General features: G+C 74.0%; 19 protein-coding genes. 8 read left to right on the top strand and 11 right to left on the bottom strand.

Features of this window, described 5'->3' with window-relative positions; translation table 11 throughout:
• Positions 1–103: 103 nt before the first annotated feature.
• Positions 104–466 (bottom strand): hypothetical protein, encoded by a 363-nt coding sequence (locus ACFWPT_RS14140; protein ID WP_063350701.1) that lies wholly within the window; start codon positions 464–466, stop codon positions 104–106.
• A 156-nt stretch (positions 467–622) separates the two neighbouring features.
• Here ACFWPT_RS14140 and ACFWPT_RS14135 point away from each other — a divergent pair, with 156 nt between their 5' ends.
• Positions 623–994: a hypothetical protein gene (locus ACFWPT_RS14135; protein WP_380343920.1), complete on the top strand. Its 372-nt coding sequence runs from the start codon at positions 623–625 to the stop codon at positions 992–994.
• 10 nt (positions 995–1,004) lie between these two features.
• On the opposite strand, the gene ACFWPT_RS14130 is transcribed toward ACFWPT_RS14135, so the two are convergent.
• Together ACFWPT_RS14130 and ACFWPT_RS14125 are read right to left on the bottom strand one after the other, a co-directional pair.
• Positions 1,005–1,655 carry a beta-glucanase gene (locus ACFWPT_RS14130; protein WP_380378343.1) on the bottom strand — a complete coding sequence of 217 codons (651 nt, stop codon included), beginning with the start codon at positions 1,653–1,655 and terminating at the stop codon, positions 1,005–1,007.
• A gap of 166 nt (positions 1,656–1,821) precedes the next feature.
• Positions 1,822–2,451, bottom strand: coding sequence for a CBS domain-containing protein (locus tag ACFWPT_RS14125; protein WP_380378345.1), 630 nt, complete (start codon positions 2,449–2,451; stop codon positions 1,822–1,824).
• Positions 2,452–2,828: 377 nt separating this feature from the next.
• On the opposite strand from ACFWPT_RS14125, the gene ACFWPT_RS14120 reads away from it, so the two are divergent.
• Positions 2,829–4,679, top strand: coding sequence for a hypothetical protein (locus tag ACFWPT_RS14120; protein ID WP_380481935.1), 1,851 nt, complete (start codon positions 2,829–2,831; stop codon positions 4,677–4,679).
• On the opposite strand, the gene ACFWPT_RS14115 is transcribed toward ACFWPT_RS14120, so the two are convergent.
• A complete protein-coding gene (locus ACFWPT_RS14115) occupies positions 4,663–5,937 on the bottom strand; it encodes an FAD-dependent monooxygenase (protein ID WP_380481933.1) in 1,275 nt (424 codons plus the stop codon). The two genes, ACFWPT_RS14120 and ACFWPT_RS14115, sit on opposite strands and share 17 nt — an antisense overlap.
• Before the next feature lie 136 nt (positions 5,938–6,073).
• Between ACFWPT_RS14115 and ACFWPT_RS14110 the strand changes: the two genes are divergently transcribed.
• The 3 genes from ACFWPT_RS14110 to ACFWPT_RS14100 all read left to right on the top strand — a co-directional run bounded on the left by ACFWPT_RS14110 (position 6,074) and on the right by ACFWPT_RS14100 (position 8,108).
• Positions 6,074–6,763, top strand: coding sequence for a TetR/AcrR family transcriptional regulator (locus ACFWPT_RS14110; RefSeq protein ID WP_380481987.1), 690 nt, complete (start codon positions 6,074–6,076; stop codon positions 6,761–6,763).
• Positions 6,764–6,866: 103 nt separating this feature from the next.
• Positions 6,867–7,667 (top strand): HEAT repeat domain-containing protein, encoded by an 801-nt coding sequence (locus ACFWPT_RS14105; RefSeq protein ID WP_380378350.1) that lies wholly within the window; start codon positions 6,867–6,869, stop codon positions 7,665–7,667.
• A gap of 171 nt (positions 7,668–7,838) precedes the next feature.
• Positions 7,839–8,108 carry a GlsB/YeaQ/YmgE family stress response membrane protein gene (locus tag ACFWPT_RS14100; RefSeq protein WP_363582603.1) on the top strand — a complete coding sequence of 90 codons (270 nt, stop codon included), beginning with the start codon at positions 7,839–7,841 and terminating at the stop codon, positions 8,106–8,108.
• 83 nt (positions 8,109–8,191) lie between these two features.
• On the opposite strand, the gene ACFWPT_RS14095 is transcribed toward ACFWPT_RS14100, so the two are convergent.
• The gene (locus ACFWPT_RS14095) at positions 8,192–10,093 is read right to left on the bottom strand and encodes an amino acid transporter (RefSeq protein WP_380481931.1); all 1,902 of its coding nucleotides are present in this window, start codon (positions 10,091–10,093) and stop codon (positions 8,192–8,194) included.
• A 357-nt stretch (positions 10,094–10,450) separates the two neighbouring features.
• Here ACFWPT_RS14095 and ACFWPT_RS14090 point away from each other — a divergent pair, with 357 nt between their 5' ends.
• The 3 genes from ACFWPT_RS14090 to ACFWPT_RS14080 all read left to right on the top strand — a co-directional run bounded on the left by ACFWPT_RS14090 (position 10,451) and on the right by ACFWPT_RS14080 (position 14,378).
• Positions 10,451–12,025: a N,N-dimethylformamidase beta subunit family domain-containing protein gene (locus tag ACFWPT_RS14090; protein WP_380481929.1), complete on the top strand. Its 1,575-nt coding sequence runs from the start codon at positions 10,451–10,453 to the stop codon at positions 12,023–12,025.
• A gap of 270 nt (positions 12,026–12,295) precedes the next feature.
• On the top strand, positions 12,296–13,036 hold the full coding sequence (locus tag ACFWPT_RS14085) for a polyprenol monophosphomannose synthase (protein WP_063350695.1): 741 nt from the start codon (positions 12,296–12,298) through the stop codon (positions 13,034–13,036).
• 106 nt (positions 13,037–13,142) lie between these two features.
• The gene (locus ACFWPT_RS14080; RefSeq protein WP_063350694.1) at positions 13,143–14,378 is read left to right on the top strand and encodes an aromatic acid exporter family protein; all 1,236 of its coding nucleotides are present in this window, start codon (positions 13,143–13,145) and stop codon (positions 14,376–14,378) included.
• Between the two features lie 40 nt (positions 14,379–14,418).
• Here ACFWPT_RS14080 and ACFWPT_RS14075 read toward each other — a convergent pair whose 3' ends face one another.
• The 6 genes from ACFWPT_RS14075 to ACFWPT_RS14050 all read right to left on the bottom strand — a co-directional run bounded on the left by ACFWPT_RS14075 (position 14,419) and on the right by ACFWPT_RS14050 (position 19,966).
• The gene (locus ACFWPT_RS14075; RefSeq protein WP_380378358.1) at positions 14,419–14,868 is read right to left on the bottom strand and encodes an SRPBCC family protein; all 450 of its coding nucleotides are present in this window, start codon (positions 14,866–14,868) and stop codon (positions 14,419–14,421) included.
• Between the two features lie 4 nt (positions 14,869–14,872).
• Positions 14,873–15,346, bottom strand: coding sequence for a VOC family protein (locus tag ACFWPT_RS14070; RefSeq protein WP_063350692.1), 474 nt, complete (start codon positions 15,344–15,346; stop codon positions 14,873–14,875).
• Positions 15,347–15,443: 97 nt separating this feature from the next.
• Positions 15,444–17,435, bottom strand: coding sequence for a phosphocholine-specific phospholipase C (locus ACFWPT_RS14065; protein WP_380378359.1), 1,992 nt, complete (start codon positions 17,433–17,435; stop codon positions 15,444–15,446).
• Between the two features lie 14 nt (positions 17,436–17,449).
• Positions 17,450–18,883 carry an endonuclease/exonuclease/phosphatase family protein gene (locus ACFWPT_RS14060; protein ID WP_380481927.1) on the bottom strand — a complete coding sequence of 478 codons (1,434 nt, stop codon included), beginning with the start codon at positions 18,881–18,883 and terminating at the stop codon, positions 17,450–17,452.
• Between the two features lie 323 nt (positions 18,884–19,206).
• Positions 19,207–19,473: a metal-sensitive transcriptional regulator gene (locus ACFWPT_RS14055; RefSeq protein WP_063350689.1), complete on the bottom strand. Its 267-nt coding sequence runs from the start codon at positions 19,471–19,473 to the stop codon at positions 19,207–19,209.
• A gap of 145 nt (positions 19,474–19,618) precedes the next feature.
• Positions 19,619–19,966, bottom strand: a complete 348-nt coding sequence (locus ACFWPT_RS14050) for a PRC-barrel domain-containing protein (RefSeq protein WP_063350688.1) — start codon at positions 19,964–19,966, stop codon at positions 19,619–19,621.
• Positions 19,967–20,042 lie beyond the last annotated feature (76 nt).

The raw sequence follows: 20,042 nt of genomic DNA, 5'->3' as shown, positions 1-20,042 counted from the left end.
AGACCGCGCAGGCCGAACGGGCTGCGCAAACGCCGGCCAGGACGCCACCGCAAACGGGCCCGCCACACGCACCACCGTGTGGCGGGCCCGCGTGCGCCCCGGCTCAGCCGTCACCCGGCCCGTTCACCGAGCGCAGCGTGTCGAGCCTGTGCCGGTACTCCTCGGTGTCGATCTCGCCACGCGCGAACCGCTCCGCGAGCAGTTGCTCGGGCGTCGGCCCGGCCGCCGCGCCGTGCGGTGCGCCCCACCCCGGCCCCGCCGCACCCGAAGCCGCCGAACCCGAACCCGGCCCCGCCGCACCCGGACCCGCCGGGCCGTACGGCAACGGCCGGCGCGACCGCGACACGTACCGGAACAGGGCGATGGCGGCGAGCACCAGCACCAGCAGGACCAGCAGCGTCAAGACCGCCATCACACCGATGCCCCAGCCACCCAGGACGTGGCCGTGTCCGTGCCAGTACCTCATGGGGACCTCCTCCTCCGGCCCCGCAGCCGGGGCCCGCCGAGGTGACCAGCGCCTCACCACCATCGTGCGCCCGCACCGGGCCGAAGCGCCCTGAAGAAAGCCTGAGAAAACGTTCCGGCGCTCAGCGCCCGGCCCACCGGGGTAGCGTTGCCGCCCATGAACCACCACCCACCGGCCGACGACCGCTCGCCCGAGCAGCTCGTCGCGGCCGGGGTGCTGCGGCGCCACGGGGACCATCGCCCCCACCCCGCGCTCGGCCACTCCCCGATCAGCTACGTCTCCACCGCGCTCTGGGCCGAACTCACCGCGCTCGCCATCGCACCGCCCGCGGCCGAAGCGACCGCCACCGCCCTGCTGCACGCCATCGCCGCGCGCGCCGTGGACGCGGCCCTGGCCCCCGGCAACGAACGCGCCCCGCGCGACGACCTGTACGTGGCCCACCCCGCGCACATCGGCGCGCACCGCCGGACGGTCTGGTTCCAGCGCTCCGGCCCGCGCGGCCCGGTCACCGCCACCTTCGCCCCGTGAGGCGGGACGCTCAGCGCTCGACCTGAAGGCTGTGGCAGACCCAGCTGAGCCGGTCCGGCCCCTGCAGCGGCGGCCGGTCGTGGTACGTGCCGTCCGCGACCGACAGGTTGACGATCAGGTACGCCTGCCAGCCGGGACCGACCCCGTGCAGGTCCGCGTAGACCAGCTCGTCCTCGACGTACCAGTCCACCGAGTTCGCGCCGAGCACGACCCGCAGGTCGAAGGTCGACCCGGGCGCGATCCCCGAGCCGGCGCCGTGCCAGTACCGGTACCCGCCCCGGACGTGGTTGGAGAACTCCAACAGGTCAGGGTGGTCGGGGTGGTACTCGAAGAGGTCGACCTCGTTGCCGCCGTCCCGCCAGGTCCAGACGGCCGGCCAGGCACCCAGCCCGACGGGCAGCGTGATGCGTGCCGACAGCTGGTCGCCGGTGCGGGCCTGGAAGCCGTCCGGACTGCCCTCGGTGGTGAGCAGGTTGCACGTCCAGAGCCCGCCGACGAGCCGCCGGGTGGCGCTGAACACGCCGCCCGGGCAGTAGCCGCGGCCGAGGTAGTCGAGCTTGTGGTCGCTCCGGTTGGTCGGCCCCATCCGGGGGTAAGCACTGCTGCGCCCGGCGGTCCACTGTCTGGTCGAAGTGAAGTCCGCGTCGAACACGACTGCCACGGCCGCCTCCCCTGTGCTCCGCCTCCCCGGCAGTTCGACCCGCCGGGCACACAGGGTGAGTTACCCGATACGCTCCGCAGTATGCGAAGCGAACCGCCCGGGCCGGGGCAGCGCACAGCGGTCGGATCGCAGGATCGACGGATCTCGGGATCGACGGATCGACGGATCAGCCCACCGGAGCGGCCGCCCCGCCCGCACCGAGCCGGTCGGTGACCGAGACCACGCCGTCCACCGAGCGGCACAGGTTGAGCACGATCGGGACCAGGTACGGCTCGGGCACCGTACCGCTGAGCACCACCCGGCCCTGATCGACCTCGACGCCGATCTCCGCCGGGCTCACCCCGTCGATCCGGCCGAGCACCTCCTCGACGATCTCCCGCCGGATCACCACGTCCTCGCGCAGGAACACCCGCAGCAGGTCCCCGCGGCTGACCATGCCGGTCACCCGTCCGTCCTCGTCCAGCACCGGAAGCCGCTTCAGCCCGTGCCGGCTCATCAGCCGGGCCGCCGCGACCACGCTGGTCCCGGGCGTCGTGCAGACCGGCTGCCCGGTCATCAGGTCGGCCGCGGTCACGGCACCGCCCGGGCCGGCCGGCGCCGCCTCGGGGGCGGGCAGCAGCGCGCCCGGATCCTCCTGCGCGGCCAGCGTGCGCAGCAGGTCGGCTTCGGAGACGATCCCGAGCGGCCGCCCCTGCGCGTCCACCACCGGCACCCCGGTGATGTCGTACTCGGTCAGCAGCGCGACGATCTCCCGGAAACCGGTCTCGGGCGCGACCCGGACCACGGGGCTGGTCATCACTGATTCGACGGTGGCATGCCGCACGCCGGTTCACCTCGTCCACGACACTCTTGCAGCCGGGCGCGGATCGTCCCGGCCGGTACCGGCAGCATCGCGCCCGGCGGCACGGGCCGCCAGGGGCCAAGGGGCTGAACGGACGGGACCTTGGGCCCGCCCGCCGAACGCGGATCCGACACCGCGCCGAACCGACACCCCCGACCCGGCGGGGTGTCGACCCGGCGCCTCGCCGAAACCACCGACCCGCCGACCCGGCAACGCACCGACCCGGCGACCCGGCGACCCGGACGGCGCAACCATCACATGATCGACTCGTTGGACCGTCCACCACGACAGCACGCACGGCATCCGGGGAGGGCCCGTTGGCAGGACGGACGATGGGCGCGGCATCGCCGGCGCAGGGCGCCGCGGCGCGCCCGGTGGCCCAGGCCGAGGCCGCGCTGGTGCGCCACTACCGCAGGCTGGCCCGGCTGGCGTACCTCGCGCTGCCCGCCGACCGGGACCGGCACAGCCGGGTGCTGGCCGCGCACGCGACCGTCCAGCGCGCCCTGCCCTCCCGCTGGACCCGCCCGGCCGGTCCGCCGGCGGCGGACGAGGACCCGGTGTACGCCGCGCTGCGCCTGCGGGTGCTGCGCGCAGCGCTGCGGCCGCACCCCGCGCGGCGGCTGCCCGCTCCCCGGATCTGGGGACTGCGGCTGTTCACCCCGCACGGCGGCGAGGAGGACGCGGCGCTGGACCACGCGCTCGCGGCGCTCGACGCCCCCGCCCGGGCGGCCTTCGCCCTGCGCGCGGTGGAGGGGCTGACGCCGGAGCAGGCGGCCGGGGCGCTGGGACAGGCCGGGGTCGAGCGCCCCGAGGAGGCCGTCGCGGCGGCGGCCGGCGTGACCGCCGGGGCGGACCCGGAGCCGCCCGCCTTCGACCCGTGCGCGGTGCGGGTCCAGCCCACCGACCTGCTGCGCCGCCGCCGGACGTGGAGCGCCGTGCTGCTGGTCGGCCTGCTCGGACTCAGCACGACGGCGGCCGTGGTGGCCGACTCCGGCCCGGCCGCGCCTGCGGCCCGCCCCGCGCCCGCCCCGTCCGGCACCGCGGCCGACCCGGCCCGCCTGACCCGGGTCGAGCCGGACCGGTGGCAGCACACCGCGCGGGTCGACTTCACCGCCTGGCCCGCCCGCGGCGACCGCCGCGACGACGGCGCGCTGCTCGGCCGCGCCCTGGCCGCCTGGGAGCGGCCGGGCCCGCAGACCCGCGCCGAGCCGGGTGTGGACGCCACGCCGCTCGTCGCCCCGCCGGCCCTGCTGTTCGCCGGGACGGTCGACGGCGCCGCCGTGGTGGTGCTGTTCGACGGCCGGCGGCTCGCCCGCTACACCGACGGGCGCGACGGCGGCCTGGACCTCGCCCGGGCCGACGACTCGGACGTGACCACGGCGGGCGCGGTGGTGCTGCGCCGCCAGGGCACCGCCGTGCGCTATCTGCTGGCCCCCTGGGTGGACGCCGCCGAGACCCGCCGGATCGACCAACCCGACTCCCCCGCACGGCCGTTGGACCACCCTGACGGGGTCACGGCGGCGGTCCCGGGCGGTGGGCTCGCGGACTGCCACGGCGCCACGGTGCTCCAGCTGCACTCCTCCCCCGCCATCGCCGAGAAGCACGCCTTCCTGCTGACCGACCTCGGCGGACTCGTCCCCGCGCACCTCACCTACTCCCCGCCACCGGACCGCACCCAGCCGGCCCGCGAGCCGCGCGAGGCCACCGGCCAGGACGCGCTGCTGGCCTGGGCCCGCGCGGGCTGCGCCGTCCCGGACGGCACGCCGGGCGTCAAGCAGCTCAACCTGTGGGCCTTCGCGGTGCAGCCGCTGCCGCAGAACGCGGGCTCGGCGTCCTGGGTCTGCCTGCGCGCCGACCGATGGACCGGCGAAGGCAGCGCCGCCACCGCCGTCCTGCTGCCGACCGCCCGCGGCCCGCAGCGCACCGGCGGCGGCCCGGGGCGGGCGTGCAGCCGGTTCGAGCAGGACGTCGTCGGCTGGGCCTGGTGGCGCTCCCCGCAGGGGGCGGAGTTCCTGCTCGCGGCGGGCAGCCGGCGGGTCACCCGGCTCGCCGTCAAGGGCCCGGACTGGTCCGCCGACCGGCCCGCCCCGGACCACACGCTGGCCGTCGAGCGCCCGGCCCGGGCGGCCGTCCAGGTGGAGGCGGCCCTGGACGGCGGCGCCCGGATCAGCCCGCCGCACTGAACCGACCGGCCGACTCGCGCGCGCACTTCGGCAGCTCGCAGTCCGGCAGCTCGCTCTCCAGCGGCTCGTAGTCCGGCAGCCCGCCCTTCGGCAGCTCGTAGTCCGGCAGCTCGACGCTGGAGACCTGCTTCCCGAGCTCCAGCATCCGGTTCAGCACCCAGCGCCGGTTCAGCAGCCCGTTGCGCACGCGCAGGCCGGTGGCGGTGCGCGGCGCCAGGAACGGGCCGGTGCGGTCCCCACCCTTCTGGCAGCCCTGGGCGTAGCCGCGCAGCAGTTGCTCGTACCGGGCGAAGGCGGTGCGGTGGTCGCCGCGGGCGCGGGCCAGTTCGCCGGCCAGGACGTACGCGGCCACCACGGCGGTGCCGGTGCCCATGCCGCCGATGGTGGCGCCGCAGGCCGCGTCGCCGAGCAGGGCGATCCGGCCGCTGGACCAGGTGGGGACGTCGGCGCGGCTGATCGAGTCGAAGTAGAGCTCGGGGGCGTGCCGCAGGCTCTCCAGCAGGCGCGGCACCTCCCAGCCGAGGCCCGAGAAGGCATCCCGCACCAGGGCCTTCTGCTGCTCCGGGTCGTGGCGGTCGTAGCGCAGTTCGGGCGAGGCGAAGAGGCAGAAGGCGCCCGCGCGGGCCGGGTCGCGGTGGTCGGCGCCGATCGAGGCGAGCCGGCCGGGGACGTTGAGGCCGACCGAACCGGGCGGCAGGCCGAGGTCGTTGGGGAACTGCCAGGTGGCCGCGTAGTAGCCGAGGTGGCGGACGTAGCGCTGCTCGGGGCCGAAGGCGAGCCGGCGGACGTTGGAGTGCAGCCCGTCGGCGCCGATCACCAGGTCGAACTCGCGCGGCGCGCCGTGCCGGAAGGCGGCCCGCACACCGCTCGGGGTCTCCTCCAGGGCGGTGATGGAGTCGCCGAAGACGTACTCGGCGCGGGCGCGGCTGTGCCGGTACAGCAGCTGGGCGAGTTCACCGCGCGGGATCTCCAGCTCGCCGCCCGCGAACTCGGCGGGCAGGTGCAGGAGTCGGCGGCCGTCGGCGCCGAGGAAGGTCATCGGGCTGCCGCCGGTGTCGAGCGCGCGCAGTTCGTCGAGGACGCCCATCCGCTCCAGCACCGTCAGGTGGGTGCGGCCGCGGAAGTCGACGTTCTGGCCGCCGCCGCGCAGCGCCGGGGCGAGTTCGACGACGGTGACCTCGAAGCCGTACCGGCCGAGCCAGTGGGCCAGGGCGGGGCCGGCGATGCTCGCGCCCGAGATCAGGACCTTGGTGCTCATGGGAAACCACTCCGTCCGAGAGGATCGAAAAACTGTGTCCAGTGGATACTGTTTGCTGCTGTGTACGGTAGACGCAGTTAGGTCGGACGAGCAACCCCCAGAACGGGAGCGGAATGTGAGCGAGGCGGCGAACGACATGGTGCGGCTGCTCTGGGGCCCCCCGGCCAAGCCCACCCGCGGGCCGAAACCGGCCCTCAGCCTGGAGCGGATCGCGGCGGCGGGCGTCGAGATCGCGGACGCCGAAGGCCTGGGCGCGGTCTCGATGCAGAAGGTCGCCGGGCTGCTCGACTTCACCAAGATGTCGCTCTACCGCTACGTGCCCGGCAAGGCCGAACTCGTCGCCCTGATGGTCGAGGCCGCCGTCGGCGAGCCCCCGCAGGACCGGAACGCCCACGACTGGCGGGGCCAACTCACCGCCTGGGCACACCACTTGACCGAGTCGTTCGGCCGCCACCCGTGGCTGCTCGACGCCACCGTCGGCCCCCGGGTGATGGGCCCGAAGGAACTCACCTGGCTGGAACGGGTGGTGACCGCCCTCGACGGCCACGGACTGACCGGCCCCGAGCGGATGGACGCCGCCGTCCTGCTCGCCGGACACGTCCGCAGCATCGCCCAGCAGTCCCGCGCCGCCGGGCCCGACGGCTCCCCCGAAGCCGAACTCCTCACCGCCCTCGGCACGCTGGTGCACCAGCACGCCGACCGCTACCCCGCCCTGGCCGCCGCCATGACCGGCGAGGACGGGCGCGACCAGGCCCTGGACTTCGGCCTGGACCGCATCCTGGACGGCCTCGCCGCCCTGATCACCCGCCGCACGGGCACCGCCTGACGCCTCCCGCCCCGCCTCCTGCTCTGCCTCCCGCCCCGCCCCGCCCCGTCTCCCGAGGAAATCCGATGGGCCCGCGTTCGGCCAGCCGCTAGCATCCCGGGCCATGGCGATGTTCGTGCACCTGACCACCGCGGCGAACGCGCCGCGGATCCGCCGCGCCGGGATCCGGGCCGACAGCCGGGGGCAGGGCGGGGTGCGCGGGCTGTACTGCTTCCCGGTACTGCCCTCGTACCCGCTGACCCACCAGTGGCTGCGCGAACTGGCCCGGTTCGGCACCGGGGGCTCGCTGGTCGCGGTGCACCTCCGGCTGGACGACGCACAGCAGGTGCTGGCCGGGCACTACCGGGACCGCGCGAGGGACGCCCAACAGTGGGTGCCCGCCGCCGAGGCGGTGCGGCGGATCGCCGAACTGGCGGACCCGCGCGGCTGGGAGGTGTTCGTGCCGCGCGCGGTGGGCGCCCGCGAGGTCCACCGGATCCGCGGCGTGCCGCAGGTCTCCGGCTGGCGCTACCAGCCGAACGCCCACGGCACCCGGCCCTGCCCCTGCATGGGCTGCCAGCCCGTCGGCGGGTACGGCAGCCGTCGACTGCGCGAGCGCCACCAGCACCCGCTGGACGCCCCGCCGCCGCCCGTGCCCGTCCTGCTCGCCCGGATCGAGGCCGCCGGCGAGCCGGGCGACCCCGCCGAACTGCTCGCCGCCCTGCAGAGCTTCGGGCGCCGCCGCCGCGGCCCACTGGACCGCCTCGCCCGGCTGGCCGCCCACCCGGACCCGGCCGTGCGCGAGGAACTGGTGTGGGCCGTCGCCGGCTGGTCCACCCCAGGTGTCGCCGCCCTGCTCGACGGCCTCGCGAACGACCCGCACCCGGACGTCCGCGAGGCCGTCGAGGCGGCACTGGAACGCTGAGGGCCGGCCGCCAGGAGTCCTCGGTGAAGCTCAGGACCGAACAGGTGCGGCCGGAGCCGTAGAAGCTCCCGACGTGCCCGTTCGGCCGATCCGGGCGATCATGGGACGAACCGCGTCTCGGCGATTCGGCGCACCGGTGTCAGTCCGGCGGCGCCCGGAAGGTGGACTGCGATGTTCCAGCTCCTGTGGATTCTGCTCATCGGCTTCGTGCTGGGCGTACTGGCCAAGCTGATCCTGCGCGGGCCGCAGTCGATCCCCTGGTGGCTGACGATGCTGCTCGGCGCCGCCGGGGCCTGGCTCGGCAACGCCGTCTCCGGATGGATCGGCGTCCGCCACACCTCGGGCATCGACTGGATCCGGCACCTTCTCCAACTCGGCTTCGCCGTCGCCCTGGTGGCCTTCGTCGCCCCGGCCTGGAGCAAGTCCCACCCGAGCCGCTGACCCGGACGACCCGGACTGCCGCTGACCTGGACTGCCACTGAGCAGAGGCGGAGACGGTCGACCCGTTCGGCGGGGAGGTGCCGTCAGCCGACGTGGACGGCCGGGCGGCGGCTGCGGTCCGGTTCGGCCTCGCGCAGGACTTCGCGGGTGACGGGGGCGATCTCGCCCTGCCCGAACAGGAAGAACCGCAGGAACTGGGCGAAGGGGTTGCCCTCGGTCCACTCGAAGTAGATGTGCGGCTGCTGCCCGGTGAGGTCCCGTACCCGCAGCAGCAGGGCGGCCAGCGCGTTCGGCACGCTGGAGCTCTGCAGCGTCAGCACCCGGTAGCGGTCGTGCAGCACCTCGCCGCGCACGGTCAGCTCGGCCTCGAAGTCGGACGGGTCGAGCACCGTGACCTCGACGAACACCAGGTCGTCCTCGACCGGGATGTCGTTGTCGGCGCGGATCTGGCGGATCTTGTCGCGGTACTCGGCGAGGTCCCGGCTGTTCGGCTCGTTGGCGATCAGCCGTAGCGGGCGGTGCATGTAGTCCCGGACGAAGCGTTCCGCGACGACATCGAGCACCACGTCGGTGACGCGCAGTTCGAAGGCCCGCTTGAGCCGGGAGAGGAAGGAGACCAGCATGATGCCGGCGATGAAGCAGCCGCCGATCTTGACGCCGTCCGGCCGCTCGGCGATGTTCACGGCCGTGGTGTAGAGGAAGACCCCGGCGATCACGGCGAAGCCGACCGTCCTGCGGCGCTGCCCGGACTTGTGGGCGGCGATGGTGACGGCGATGGCGGCCGAGCTGATCAGCACCAGCACGCCGGTCGCGTACGCGCCGCCCTGGGCGTCCACGTTGGCGTCGAACAGCCAGGTGACCAGGAAGGCGATCAGGGTGAGGACGATCACGGTGGGGCGCACCGCGCGGGCCCAGTGCGGGGCCATGCCGTAGCGGGGCAGGTAGCGCGGCATCAGGTTGAGCAGTCCGGCCATCGCGGAGGCGCCGGCGAACCAGAGGATGGCGATCGTGGACAGGTCGTAGACGCTGCCGAAGGTGTTGCCGAGGTTCTCGTGGGCGAGGTAGGCGAGCGCCCGCCCGTTGGCCTGGCCGCCGGCCTTGAAGGCGTCCGCGGGGATCAGCAGGGTGGTGATGAGGCTGGTGGTGATCAGGAAGCAGCTCATGATCGCGGCCGCGGTGGTGAGCAGCTTGCGGGCGCCGCGGATCCGGCCGGTGGGCTTCTCCTCGGTGTCGTCCGGGTCCCCCTCGATGTGCGGCATCACGGCGACGCCGGTCTCGAAGCCGGACAGGCCGAGCGCGAGCTTCGGGAAGACGATCAGTGCGACGCCGATCATCGCGATCACGTTGCCGTGCTCGGCGGTGAGCGCGTCGGCCCAGTCGCCGACGACGTGCGGGGCCTTCAGCACGTGCCAGAGTCCGTTGGTCACCACCACGACGTTCAGCGCGAGGTAGACCGCGACCAGGACGACGGCGATGCCGATCGCCTCGCTGAAGCCCTTGAGGAAGACCCCACCGAGCAGGGCCACCATGATGAGGGTGATCGTCACCTGCTTGCCGGTCAGCACGCTGTGCAGATGCGGGTTCTCCACCAGGTGCGCGGTCGCGTCGGCGGCCGACAGGGTGATGGTGATCATGAAGTCGGTGGCCGCGAAGCCGAGCAGCGTGAGCACGAAGAGCTTGCCCTGCCAGAACGACAGCAGCCGCTCCAGCATCGCGATCGAGCCCTGGCCGTGCGGGCTCTCCTGGGCGACCCGCCGGTAGACGGGCAGGGCGCCGAGCAGGGTGACGATCACCAGCACGATGGTCGCCAGCGGCGAGAGCAGGCCGGCGGCGAGGGCGGCGATGCCGGGCTGGTAGCCGAGCGTGGAGAAGTAGTCCAGGCCGGTCAGGCACATCACCCGCCACCAGCGCTGGCCCTTGACGTGCGGCGCCTCGGCGTGCGGGCCGGGGTGCTGCTTGGCCATGTCCGACAGGCCTTCCAGCATCCACGCCCGGAACCTCGCGCCGCGGGTCGCGGGTGCCACCCCCGGATCGGCCGAACCCGACGACACCACGTGCACCCCTGTCCACGAGTCGGCCGGCCGCGCTCGGCTCCGGCCCCCCAAAGGCCGCCGGACGGCGGGCCTGGTCAGGCTAGGGGACCGGATCGGTACCGCCGGGGAGCAGCGCGTCCGGACACGCCAGCGGTGCCCCGGACGGCCCTCAGCGGTGGCGGGCGGCGCCCCGCCGTGCTGGTCGTCCCGGCGCGGCGGGCCGCACCCGCCACCCGGAACAGGCGAGGATGTCCGCGCGATCGACCGATGTGTGCAGGTTTGCCGAGGACGGACACCAGGGAGGCAGCGGTGGCGGAACCGAGTCGGCGGGGGATTCTGGGCCTGGGCCTGCTGGCGGCGGCCACCGCCTCCTGCGGCACCCGCCACCCGGACCCCGCCCCGCACTCCTCGTCCGACGGCCCTGCCCCGCGCCCCTCCGCCGACGCCCCCGCCCCGACCGCCGCCCAGCACGTGGTCGTCCCGCCGGAGCAGTCCCTGCCCGGCGCGCCCGACTGGGAGATCACCGACCCCGGCCCCGCCGACGCCATCGAGGGCTTCGCCGACCGGGTCAGCGTGCTGCCCGGTGAGCAGTTCGGCCTGCACGTCTCCACCCCGGCCGCCGCCTTCACCGTCTCCGCCTACCGCACCGGCTGGTACGACGGCGCCCGCGCCCGCCTGGTCTGGCGCCGCGAGCACGTCCCGGGCGGCCGGCAGCCCGCCCCGCACGTGGACCCCGCGACCAGGACCGTGCTGACCGGCTGGCAGCGCACCCTCGCCGTGGACACCACCGGCTGGCCCGAGGGCGCCTACCTGCTGCGCCTGGACGCCGAGGACGGCTCCGGCCAGCGCTACGTCCCGCTCACCGTCCGCTCCGCCGCCACCGCCGGGCGGACGGTGGTGATGAGCGCCCCCGCCACCTGGCAGGCGTACAACGAGTGGGGCGGGTACAGCCTCTACAACGGCCCCACCGGCGGTCTGGCCACCCGCTCGCTGCGGGTGGTCTTCGACCGGCCCTACGACTACGACCACGGCGCCGGGCTGTTCCTGGTGTACGAGGCGCCACTGGTCGCGCTCGCCGAGCGGCTCGGGCTGCCGCTCGCCTACACCACCGGGATCGACGTGGCCCGCGAGCCCGGGCTGCTGCACGGCGCGAGCGCCGTCCTCTCGCTCGGCCACGACGAGTACTGGTCCCCCGAGCAGCGCGCCCAGGTGGTCGCGGCCCGGGACGCCGGCACCAACCTGGCGGTCCTGGGCGCCAATTGCTGCTTCCGCCGGGTCCGCTTCGAGCCCTCGGAGCTGGGCCCGGACCGGACGGTGGTCTGCTACAAGGACGCGTGGGCGCAGGACCCGGGCCACCAGGCCGGCGCCCCGGCGACCACCGACTTCCGGGTCGGCCCGGGCGCCGACCCGGAGAGCTCGATGCTCGGCGTGATCTACGACGGCTACCCGGTGGACGCCCCGTACGTGGTCGGCTCGCCGGAGCACTGGGCGTTCGAGGGCACCGGCGTCGCCACCGGGGCGTCCTTCCCGCACCTGGTCGGCGTCGAGTACGACCGGGTGGACACCGCCTTCCCCACCCCGCGTCCGATCGAGGTGATCGCGCACTCCCCCGTGGTCTGCGAGGGCCGCCGCTCGCACTCCGACACCGCGTACTACACCGTGCCGGGCGGCGCCGGGGTGTTCGCCTCCGGGACGATGCGCTGGGTGGAGGCCCTGGACGCGCACGGGCCCGGGGGCGGCAGCGCCGACCACGGGATCGATGCCCGGGCCGGGGACCTGGTCCGCCGGGTCACCGAGAACGTCCTGCGCACCTTCGCCGCCGGCCCGGCCGGCCTGACCCACCCGGCCCGGGACAACCTCGCGACCGTCTACGGCGGGGCGTAGCCCGCCGGGAGCTGCGAGGGACCGTCTGCGAGGGGCCGTCGAAGAAATTTCCCGGAACGACGGATCGGGGCGGTGACGCGGCGCCCCGGGCACGCATCGCGGTCGAACGGATTTCCGGGCCGTGGCCGGCCGTGCCCAGCCCGTCACCCGGGGCGAGGAACCGTCCGCCGCACCGATACACTCGCACGGTCTCATCCACCGCAGGTCGTCAAGGACAACCGTCCGGCGTGGCACGGGTGCCGGCCGGAAAGGGCACGAGGGAAACAGAACATGGTCGAGGCCTCCCCGAAGGTCGTTGTCGTCGTCCCCACGTACAACGAACGGGAGAACCTTCCGGTCCTCGCGGGTCTTCTCGCGGACCTCCCGGTACCGGGCCTGCACCTGCTGGTGGTCGACGACAACTCGCCGGACGGCACCGGCGAGATCGCCGACAAGCTCGCCGCGGAATCCGGCGGCACCGTGGGCGTGCTGCACCGCACCGAGAAGGACGGCCTCGGCCGCGCCTACCTGGCCGGCATGGCCCGGGCCCTGGACGAGGACGCCGACGTCGTGGTCCAGATGGACGCCGACCTCTCGCACCCGGCCTCGGCGATACCCGCGATGGTCCAGGCCCTGCTGGCCGACGACACCGCCGTGGTGCTCGGCTCCCGCTACGTGCCCGGCGGTTCGACCGCCGCGGAGTGGCCCTGGCACCGCAAGGCCCTGTCCGCCTGGGCCAACCTCTACGTCAACACCATCCTCGGCCTGGGCGTCCGGGACGCCACCGCCGGTTTCAAGGCCTGGCGGGCGAGCACCCTGCGGGCGATCGACCTGCCGACCGTGCAGAGCAGCGGGTATTCGTTCCAGGTCGAGATGAACTACCGGGTCGTCCAGCGCGGTCTGACGATCCGCGAGGTGCCGATCCGCTTCGAGGAGCGGATCGAGGGCGCGTCGAAGATGAGCATCGGGGTGCAGGTCGAGTCGGCGCTGGCGCCCTGGAAGCTGCGGCTGAACCGCCAGGACCCGCGGTAGGCCGTGGCCCGCCGGATGTTCTGTCCCGTGACCCGGGCCCGGGCATACGGGTGCCGGTCGGGCGGCTCGGCGGTGTGAAGGGCTGCCACAGGGAAAGAAGGGCGACATGGCCCTTCTCCCGGAGTCCCTCACGGCCCTGATCCGCCGCGGTGCCCGAGAACCCTTCGTCGTCCAGACCGTACGGGCCACCGTGGCCGCCACCCTCGCCTTCGCGGTGGCCACCCGGCTCAGCAACGAGCCGGCCCCGCTGACCGCCCCGCTCACCGCGCTGCTGGTGGTGCAGGTCACCGTCTACTCGACGCTCAAGACCAGCATCCGCCGGGTCAACTCGGTGGTGGTCGGCGTGCTGATCGCGACCGGTTTCAGCGCCGTGGTGGGGCTCTCCTGGTGGAGCCTCGGGCTGATCATCCTGGCCTCGCTGGTCGTCGGCCGGTTCGTCCGGGTCGAGGAGTTCGTCCAGGAGGTCGCGATCAGCGCCATGCTGATCCTCGGCGTCAGCGGGCTCGCCTCGCAGGCCTGGGACCGGGTGCTGGAGACGCTGATCGGCGCCGCCGTCGGCCTGCTGTTCAACCTGCTGTTCGCCCCGCCGGTCTGGGTGGACACCGCCGGGGAGTCGATCGAGGACCTCGCCCGGCGGGCCCGGCAGCTGCTGCTGGACATCGCCGAACAGCTGGGCCGTCCGACCCCGGTCGCCCGGGCCGCCGAGCAGCTGCACGAGGCCCGCCGGCTCGACCACGCCATCGCCGACGTGGACGTGGCACTGCGCCAGGCGGAGGACAGCCTGCGGCTCAATCCGCGGATCAACGACGGACTGCTGTCCCGGCTGGTGCTGCGCACCGGACTGGACACCCTGGAGATCTGCGTGGTGGTGATCCGGGTGCTGGCCCGCTCGCTGACCGACCTGGCCAAGCGGCGCGCGCCCGGCGAGCGGCTGTTCCCGCCGGACGTCGCGGTGGGCCTGGAGGAACTGCTGGCGCACGTCGGCGGGGCCATGGTCAGCTTCGCGGTGCTGGTCACCACCCAGGTGAGCCGCAGCGCCGAGGAGGCGGAGCGGCGGCTGACCGCCGAGCTGGCCGCGGCCTGGACCTGCCGGGAGAACGTCGCCCAGGTGCTGCTGCAGAAGGTGCGGGAGCACCCGGAGGCGTGGCAGTTGCACGGTTCGATACTGGCCGAGGTGGACCGGATCCTGGACGAACTGGACCTGGAGCACCGCAGCCGGCGGCTGATGGAGGAGCTGGACCGGGCCTCGGTGGCGAGCCGGGAGCGGTTCTCGCGGTTCGCCGGGCTGCGCCGGTTCGTCCGGGGCGAGCGGGCGCGCCCGGCGGTGCGGGCCGGGCGCTGACCCTGCGTCGGGCTCAGGAGGCTCAGGGGGCTCAGGGGGCTCAGGGCATCGACCAGGGTTCCTGCGGGAGCGGGTGGCCGGTCTCCAGGTAGGTCTTCAGGTTGGACAGCACCGCCGACCAGCCCTGCTCGACGTCCGCCCGCTCGGCCTCGTCGGCCAGCTGGTCGTGGGTGACGGTGAGCCGGGTGAGGTCGTGCCAGCCCCGGAGCTCGAAGGTGACCCGGGAGGGACCGCCCGGGCGTCGTTCCCCGGGCCCCGCCCAGGTGGTGACCAGCCGGTGCGGGCGGTCGACGGCCTCGACGACGCCGATCACGTCGGCCGTCCCGGAGCCGTCGGCCCGCTGGTGCTCCCAGGGCGCGCCGGGCAGCCAGGTGGAGACGTTGCGGTGGCCCCAGTAGAGGCCGGACTCGTCGGCGTTGGTGAGGGCGTGCCAGACCCGCTCGGGGGTGGCGCGCAGGTAGAGGGTGCTGCGGAAGGCGGGCGCGGCCATCGCGTCAGCCCCTGGCCGCGTCGAGCAGCGGCTGGACCTCGATCTTCTGCATCCGCATCATCGTCGCCATCACCCGGCCGGCCTTGGCCCGGTCCTCGTCGGCGATCAGGTCGAGCAGGACGCGCGGGGTGATCTGCCAGGAGAGGCCGAAGCGGTCCTTGAGCCAGCCGCACGGGCCCGCCTGGCCGCCGTCGGCGGTGAGCTCGGCCCAGAGCTCGTCGACCTCCTGCTGATCCTCGCATTCCACCTGCAGCGACATGGCCTCGGTGAAGTGGAACTCGGGGCCGCCGTTGAGGGCCGCGTACTCCCGCCCGGCGAGTTCGAAGGCGACGGTCATGACCGAGCCGGCTCCGCCGGGGCCGGTCTCGGGGTAGCGGGTGACCTGCGTGATGCGGGAGTTGGGGAAGAGCGAGGTGTAGAAGGTGGCGGCCGCTTCGGCCTGGCCGTCGAACCAGAGGAAGGTGGTGATCTTCTGCATGCGCCCGACGGTAGCCCCGGGCCCCGCCCGGACGGCCGAGCCACGGCCGGGGGTCACCGGTTCGGCGCCCCCGGCCCGCGGCCCGCCCGCTACCGGGTCAGTGCACCCAGCCCGCGTAGCGCTGCACGAAGCGCAGGCCGGTGTGGGCGGTGACGACGACGTCGTAGCGCCCCTGCTTGTCCAGCGGCCAGGACAGGTTCACCTGCTGCCCGGGCTTGACCCGGACGGTCTGCGCGGTGCCGGCGAAGTCGTTGGGGGCGGCGGTGAAGGAGACGTCGGTCATGCCGTCGTTGGCCACCTGCAAGGTGAGCCGCACGCTGCCGTGCAGGTCGGCGGTGACGATCGGCACGCCGATGTCGTTCTGGCCGTCCTGCCCGTCCCGGACCACGGTGCCGGCGAAGCGGCGGACGAAGCCGTCCGGGCCGTGGACGGTGAAGTCGTAGCGGCCGTTGGTGGTGGCGGCGTCCCAGACGTACCGGGCGGTGGCGCCGGGGGCGACGGTGTACGGGGTGCCCGCGAAGGGCAGCGCGATGTTCGGGTAGACGGTGTACGGGAAGGCCACCGAACCGTCGTTGCTCATCGTGCAGGTGACCTTGCCGGTCTTGCGGTCCACCTCCACGTCGGCCCACGGCTGGTAGGGCAGCGGGCGGTGCGGGCGCTCGCCGCGCTCCTGGACGGGCATCGACTGGGCTCCGACCGCCGGGAGGGCGACGCCGGGCAGCTTGGTGCCCGCGTCGGCCCTGGCCATCAGGGCGGTGGTGTCGGGCAGCGACGGGACGGACGGGTTCGGCGCGGCGAAGTCGAAGCAGCTGGTGAGGTCGCCGCAGACGGACCGGCGCCAGGCCGAGATGTTCGGCTCGGCGACGCCCGTGACCAGCTCCATGAAGCGCAGCACGGAAGTGTGGTCGAAGACCTGGGAGTTGACCCAACCGCCGCGCGACCAGGGCGAGACGACCCACAGCGGGACGCGGTTGCCGAGGCCGATGGCGCGGCCCTGGGTGAACTCCTCGGGAGTGCCGGGCTCGGGGGTGGGCGGGACCATGTGGTCGAAGTAGCCGTCGTTCTCGTCGTACATGACCAGGAAGACGGTGTGCTCCCACACCGCCGGGTTGGACATCAGCGACTGGAGGGCCTGGTTGACCCAGTGCGCCCCGTACGCCGGGCCGGCCTCCGGGTGCTCGGAGAAGAGGTAGGGGGCGACCAGCCAGGAGATGGTCGGCAGGGTGCCGTCCTTGCAGTGGCGGTCGAAGGCGGCCGGGTCGAACTTGGTCATCGCGTTGATGTAACGCGGGTCGGTGGGCGGGAAGTTGTGGAACTGCTTGAAGTAGGAGAGGGCGTTGTCGTCGTAGTCGCCGGTGCGGTCGTCCTTGCTGGGGTTGTGGTAGACCCGCCAGCTGACGCCGGCCTGCTCCAGGCGCTCGGCGTAGGTGGTCCAGTCGGCGACGGGGTTGTCGGTGACCGGGGTGTTGTCGATCCAGGGCCCGGTGGTGCCGTCGCGGCCGGGGCCGGAGGTGCCCGTCCAGAGGTAGAGCCGGTTGGGGTCGGTCGGGCCGGCGAGGGAGGTGAAGTAGGCGTCGCAGAGGGTGAACGCGTCGGCCAGGGCGTACTGGTAGGGGATGTCGTCCCGGGTGAAGTAGCCCATGGTGCGCTCGCCCTTGGCGGCGATCCACTTGTTCATCGCGCCGTTGTTGATCGCCTGGTGGCCGGTCGCCCAGTCGTGGGGCAGGCCGCCGGCGTTCTGCGCGTTGTACTTCGAGGTGTCCATCCGGTACGGCAGCATGGCTCCGCCGTCGCTGCGGCGGCTGTCCGGCTGGCGGAACACGTCGGCGCCGTCCGGGAATTGGAGCGCCTGCTTGTCGCCGAAGCCGCGGACGCCGCTGAGCGTGCCGAAGTAGTGGTCGAAGCTGCGGTTCTCCTGCATCAGCACGACGACGTGCTTGACGTCCTTGATGGTGCCCGTCAGCCGCTCGGAGGCGGCAGGGGCGGCGGCGGGGGCGGCCTCGGCGGGGGCGGCGCCCAATCCGGTCAGGGCGGTGGCGCCGACGGCCGCGGTGGCGCCGACGAAGGTGCGGCGGGAGAGCTCGGACATCACGAACTGGCCTCTCAGAGCTGGAAAGTGGCGACGGCGGCGGCGGTGTCGGAGGGCCACTCGTTGGCGGCGGTGTTCGGCTCGGGCTGCGGCCAGTCGGCGACCAGGGTGTGCGCCTCGACCAGCTTCAGCGGGCCCGCGTACTGGACGTAGTCGATGCGGTCCTGCGGCTCGGGCTTGGCGCCGCGCTGCTTGCGGGTCGGCGACCAGGTCGCGCCCGGGAACTTGACCGGGTCGCGGTGCTCCTCGCGGAAGGTGTCGGTCAGCCCCGCGCCCTGGAGGGCCACGCCGACGGGCCAGTTGAGCACCCCGACGCCGCCGTGCGCGGCGGCGGTGGCGGCCGTCCAGTCCAGGTGGGACGGCGAGGAGAGGGCGCCGGCGAGCACCACCGGGGTCCGCCGGGCGATGTCCGCGCTCACTGCGGCGGCCAGGGCCTTGGCCTGCTTCAGGCGGAGCGAGGCGGTCTCGGCCGCCTCCGTCTGGGCGGCCGTCCGACCGTCCTGGAGCGCGTACGGGCCGTAGCCGGCCTCGTCGAGGTGCGCGGCCCAGAACCGGACGGCCCGGCCGCCGGGGAGCTGCACGGTGGCCCCAGCGGCGGGCAGGTCGGCGGTCGGCGGGGTGACGTCGGCGAGCGGGTAGCGGCTCAGGATGCCGACGCTGCCGGGGCTCTGGTAGGCGTACCAGCCGAGCGCGTCGGCCAGGGTCTTCGCCCGCTCACCGGCGGTCTCCTGGAGGGCGAGCACGTCCAGGCCCTGGGTGAGGACGACGCGCAGCTGCTTCTCCAGGGCGTCGGTGTACCCGGCGCCGGCGTCGTGCAGGTTCCAGCTGGCGGCCTTGAGGCGCGGCGGCGCGGCGGGGTCGACCACGGGGATGAGGACGGTGACGGTGTCGACGGCACCCGCGCTGTCCTTGACGCCGACGACGGCCACCTCGGGGCTCTTGCCCGCCGCGGGCGCGGTGCCGGTGAGCGTGCCGTCGGCGGTGACGTTCAGCCAGGACGGCCCGCTGACCTTGCGGAAGGCGGCGCTCCCCGCCGGGTTGCCGGCCGGGCGGGACCAGAGGCCGCCGAGCTTGACGGAGACCGCCGCGCCGGGGGCGACGGGCGCGGTGGTGAGGGCGTCCACGGCGCTGTGCGGGCGGACGACGGCCGGCTTGGCGCGGAAGCTGAACGGGGCCGTCTGGGCGAGGACGCCGTAGCCGTCCTTGGCGAGCAGGTAGGCGGTGTACGGGCCGCCGGTCAGCGCGGAGGTGTCGAGCTGGAGGTCGCCGGAGGTGCCCGGGACGTACTTCCAGACGAGGGAGCTGCCGTTGCCGGGCTGACGGCCGCCGTCGTAGACGCCGACCCAGTTCTTGGCGTCGGGGGCGTCGGTCGTCCAGTGGAAGGTGAGCCGGTCGCCTTCGGCGGGGTTGGCGGAGGAGGTGAGGGTCAGGGCGCTGCCTGCGGCCACGGTTGTCCTGTCCGCCGCCCGGGGCCCGGTCCGCCGGGGGTCGGCGCCGGGTCCGCGCGCGGCTGGTCACGGAGGCTGGGGAGGGAGGACCCGACAGTTGGCTGTACAACTGTGGGCGGCCCTCATTCATCCGAAAGTCAGCGACCGGGACGTGAACGGCGCGTGACGGCCCATCGGGCGGTTCGGGAACTCCGTGGCGGGCGGCGGGAATCCTCGGCGGAAACGCCGGAAGCGCCGGGAGGGCCGCGACGGGATCCGTCGCGGCCCTCCTGCGCTGCTGCGCCTCTGCGCCTCTTGGCTTCTGCGCTCCTCGGCTTCCTGACTTATGCCAGGGCGAGGAACAGCTTCTCCAGCTCGGCCTCGCTCATCGGCGGGGTGTCCTCGTCGGATACGGCCATGCACTGGCGCATGCCGCTGGCCACGATCTTGAACCCGGCCCGGTCCAGGGCGCGCGAGACCGCCGCGAGCTGGGTGACCACGTCCTTGCAGTCACGGCCCGCCTCGATCATCGCGATCACCCCGGCCAACTGGCCCTGGGCACGGCGCAGCCGGTTCAGGACCGCGCCGACCGACTCCTCGTCCACCTGCATGTCCGGGCCGCCTTTCGCATCGACTGTCGACTGACAACTGTACCCGGCGGGGTATCCATTCCCGGGCGGGGCGATGCGGGCGAGGGGCGCTGGGGTGTTCGACGGTTCAGCGGCGGTGCTCAGCGACAGTGCTCAGCGACGGTGTTCAGCGGCGGGCGAGGCGGCGCTCGCCGCCGGCGCCGGTCTCGTACGGGAGCCCGTAGTGCGCGAACACGGCCGGTTCCTCCTCGGCGGGCAGGACGTCGTCGGTGCCGATCGACGGCGCCTGCTTGACCTGGTTCTTCGGGAACGCCACCCGGACGTAGTCCGGCCCGACGACCGCCCCGTCGAGCGGGACGAACACCAGGCGGCGCTTGGTCACCAGGCCGACCGTGACGGTGGCGAAGAACGGCTGGTCGGTGGCCGTCTCCACATAGACGGACTCCAGCGAGCCGATGCGGTGGCTCTTCTCGTCGACCACGACGTGGCCGCGCCATTCGCGGATGTCTGCCATAGCGATCACCACGGCGTCGGACCTCCCGTTCCCCGGCCTTTCCGCTTCCGTCGTCCGGCGACGGTTCGCCGCCGGG

It is taken from the genome of Kitasatospora sp. NPDC058478, assembly GCF_042720345.1.
Classification (GTDB): Bacteria; Actinomycetota; Actinomycetes; order Streptomycetales; family Streptomycetaceae; genus Kitasatospora.
Note: the sequence above shows the minus strand (reverse complement) of the source record. Positions and strands in the feature narration are given on the sequence as shown.

Bases quoted from the DNA above. Each gene is read 5' to 3' on its own strand.
- ACFWPT_RS14070 (WP_063350692.1), bottom strand. From the start codon at position 15,346: ATGCAGAAGATCACCACCTTCCTCTGGTTCGACGGCCAGGCCGAAGCG.
- ACFWPT_RS14105 (WP_380378350.1), top strand. From the start codon at position 6,867: ATGGCGATGTTCGTGCACCTGACCACCGCGGCGAACGCGCCGCGGATC.
- ACFWPT_RS14095 (WP_380481931.1), bottom strand. From the start codon at position 10,093: ATGCTGGAAGGCCTGTCGGACATGGCCAAGCAGCACCCCGGCCCGCAC.
- ACFWPT_RS14135 (WP_380343920.1), top strand. From the start codon at position 623: ATGAACCACCACCCACCGGCCGACGACCGCTCGCCCGAGCAGCTCGTC.
- ACFWPT_RS14120 (WP_380481935.1), top strand. From the start codon at position 2,829: ATGGGCGCGGCATCGCCGGCGCAGGGCGCCGCGGCGCGCCCGGTGGCC.
- ACFWPT_RS14110 (WP_380481987.1), top strand. From the start codon at position 6,074: ATGGTGCGGCTGCTCTGGGGCCCCCCGGCCAAGCCCACCCGCGGGCCG.
- ACFWPT_RS14140 (WP_063350701.1), bottom strand. From the start codon at position 466: ATGAGGTACTGGCACGGACACGGCCACGTCCTGGGTGGCTGGGGCATC.
- ACFWPT_RS14080 (WP_063350694.1), top strand. From the start codon at position 13,143: ATGGCCCTTCTCCCGGAGTCCCTCACGGCCCTGATCCGCCGCGGTGCC.
- ACFWPT_RS14085 (WP_063350695.1), top strand. From the start codon at position 12,296: ATGGTCGAGGCCTCCCCGAAGGTCGTTGTCGTCGTCCCCACGTACAAC.
- ACFWPT_RS14075 (WP_380378358.1), bottom strand. From the start codon at position 14,868: ATGGCCGCGCCCGCCTTCCGCAGCACCCTCTACCTGCGCGCCACCCCC.
- ACFWPT_RS14125 (WP_380378345.1), bottom strand. From the start codon at position 2,451: ATGACCAGCCCCGTGGTCCGGGTCGCGCCCGAGACCGGTTTCCGGGAG.
- ACFWPT_RS14055 (WP_063350689.1), bottom strand. From the start codon at position 19,473: ATGCAGGTGGACGAGGAGTCGGTCGGCGCGGTCCTGAACCGGCTGCGC.
- ACFWPT_RS14100 (WP_363582603.1), top strand. From the start codon at position 7,839: ATGTTCCAGCTCCTGTGGATTCTGCTCATCGGCTTCGTGCTGGGCGTA.
- ACFWPT_RS14065 (WP_380378359.1), bottom strand. From the start codon at position 17,435: ATGTCCGAGCTCTCCCGCCGCACCTTCGTCGGCGCCACCGCGGCCGTC.
- ACFWPT_RS14115 (WP_380481933.1), bottom strand. From the start codon at position 5,937: ATGAGCACCAAGGTCCTGATCTCGGGCGCGAGCATCGCCGGCCCCGCC.
- ACFWPT_RS14050 (WP_063350688.1), bottom strand. From the start codon at position 19,966: ATGGCAGACATCCGCGAATGGCGCGGCCACGTCGTGGTCGACGAGAAG.